Genomic DNA, 2,476 nt, shown 5'->3' on the forward strand with positions numbered 1-2,476 from the left:
CCCGGCTTGACCATGATCTCAATCACGGCCACATCCTTGAAGTCGCCAATGTCGGGCACGCGCACTTCGACCGGGCCGGTGCTGACTGCTGCGCTCACGCCTGTTGCCACAGGCGCTACTGAATTTGTAGCTGGTGACGCATTAACGACGGGGTCTACAGCCTGTTTTATCTCTGAAGCAGGGGCAGCGGACGCGGGCACACCGGCCACTTCGGCCACGTCCAGCATCAGCACCAGCGAGCCCTCTTTGACCTTGTCGCCCAGCGCGACCCGGAGTTCCTTGACCACGCCCGCATGGCTGGACGGGATTTCCATCGACGCCTTGTCCGACTCGACCGTAATCAGGGACTGCTCGGCCTTCACCGTGTCGCCCGGCTTGACCATCAACTCGATCACGGTCACCTCGGCGAAATCGCCGATATCCGGCACTTTGATTTCAATTAAAGACATGCGCATTTCCTTATTTATTCAGTTGAGGACAGCGCTTCACTTCGCTGCGGTCTGTCCCGCAAAGTCTCATGCTAAGCGTAGAGCGGATTGACCTTGTCGGTCTGGATACCGTATTGGGCAATCGCCTCCACCACCTTGGCGACCGGCAGCGTGCCTTCTTCGCTCAGTGCCTTGAGGGCGGCGACGACAATGTAATGGCGATTGATCTCGAAATGCTCGCGCAGCTTGGCTCTGAAATCGCTACGGCCAAAGCCGTCGGTGCCCAACACCTTGTAGGTTCGACCCTTCGGAATGAAAGAGCGAATCTGCTCGGCGTAAGCCTTCATGTAGTCGGTGGACGCCACCACCGGGCCGCTGTGCTTGTCGAGCTGTTGGCCGACGAAGGGCACGCGTGGCGCGGCGCCCGGGTGCAAGAGGTTGTAACGCTCGCAGTCTTGGCCGTCACGGGCCAGCTCGTTGAAGCTGGGACAGCTCCAGACGTTGGCCGCCACGCCCCAGTCTTTCTCCAGCAACTCCTGCGCGGCAATCGATTCGCGCAGGATGGTGCCGGAGCCCAACAACTGAACGCGCGGGGTGGATGTTTGCCCGCCGGGCCGCCCCAAGGGCAAATGCGCCCCCTCGGGGGGCAGCGCATCACGCGCAGCGGAAAGCGTGGGGGCAATATCCGCGCTTGGCTTGCACAGGTACATGCCCTTGATGATCTGCTCTTCGGTGCCGGCCGTCAGGCCGGGCATCGGGTAATTTTCATTAAGCAAGGTGATGTAGTAGTAGACGTTGTCTTGTTTCTCCACCATGCGCTTCAAGCCATGGTGCAGGATGACCCCTACCTCGTGCGCAAAGGTCGGGTCGTAGCTGACGCAATTGGGGATCGTGCCCGCCAGGATGTGACTGTGGCCGTCTTCGTGCTGCAGGCCTTCGCCGTTCAGCGTGGTGCGCCCGGAGGTGCCGCCCAGCAAGAAGCCGCGCGCCTGCATGTCGCCCGCGGCCCAGGCCAGATCGCCAATACGCTGGAAACCGAACATCGAGTAGTACACGTAGAACGGCACCATGATGCGGTTGCTGGTTGAATAGCTGGTGGCCGCCGCAATCCAGCTGCACATGCCACCGGCTTCGTTGATGCCCTCTTGCAGGACCTGGCCTTGCTTGTCTTCCTTGTAGTACATCACCTGGTCTTTATCGACGGGGGTGTATTGCTGTCCGGCCGGGTTGTAGATCCCGATCTGGCGGAACAGCCCTTCCATGCCGAAGGTGCGCGCCTCGTCCACGACGATCGGCACCACGCGCGGACCCAAAGCCTTGTCACGCAGCAAGGTGGTCAGAAAGCGCACGTAGGCCTGCGTGGTGGAGATTTCGCGCCCTTCAGCCGTAGGGTCGATCACCGACTTGAAGGTTTCCAGCGACGGCACAGTGAATTGCTCGTCCGCCTTGGTGCGGCGGTGCGGCAGATAACCGCCGAGGGCTTTGCGGCGCTCGTGCAGGTATTGCATCTCGGGGGTGTCGTCGGCCGGCTTGTAAAACGGAATCTCGGCCAACTGGCTGTCGGGAATCGGGATATTGAAGCGGTCGCGGAAGATTTTGATGTCTTCGTCGGTCAGCTTCTTGGTCTGATGCACGTTGTTCTTGCCCTCGCCGGCCTTGCCCATGCCAAAACCCTTGACGGTCTTGATCAGCAGCACGGTCGGCTGGCCGGTGTGGCTGACCGCCGCGTGGTAAGCCGCGTAAACCTTTTTCGGGTCGTGGCCGCCGCGTTTGAGGGCCCAGATTTCGTCGTCGCTCATGTGCGCGACCATCTCCAGTGTGCGCGGGTCACGACCAAAGAAATGTTGGCGCACATAGGCGCCGTCGTTGGCCTTGAAAGCCTGGTAGTCGCCGTCCAGCGTGTCCATCATGATCTTGCGCAGGGCGCCGTCCTTGTCGCGCGCCAATAGCGGGTCCCACTCACTGCCCCAGATCAGCTTGATCACGTTCCAGTTCGAGCCGCGGAACTCGCCTTCAAGCTCCTGGATGATCTTGCCGTTGCCGCGGAC

Annotated in this window: 2 protein-coding genes; both read right to left on the reverse strand. The window is 61.0% G+C overall.

Annotation, left to right across the window (positions count from 1 at the left end; translation table 11 throughout):
- Positions 1 to 449, reverse strand: a 449-nt coding sequence (locus tag B3V69_RS14210) for a biotin/lipoyl-containing protein (RefSeq protein WP_296447592.1), incomplete at its 3' end; no start/stop codon positions are given.
- Between the two features lie 71 nt (positions 450 to 520).
- Positions 521 to 2,476: transketolase-like TK C-terminal-containing protein (locus tag B3V69_RS14215; RefSeq protein ID WP_296447593.1), on the reverse strand; the 1,956-nt coding region annotated here is incomplete at its 5' end.

Source organism: Rhodoferax sp. UBA5149 (assembly GCF_002413825.1).
GTDB lineage: Bacteria > Pseudomonadota > Gammaproteobacteria > Burkholderiales > Burkholderiaceae_C > Rhodoferax.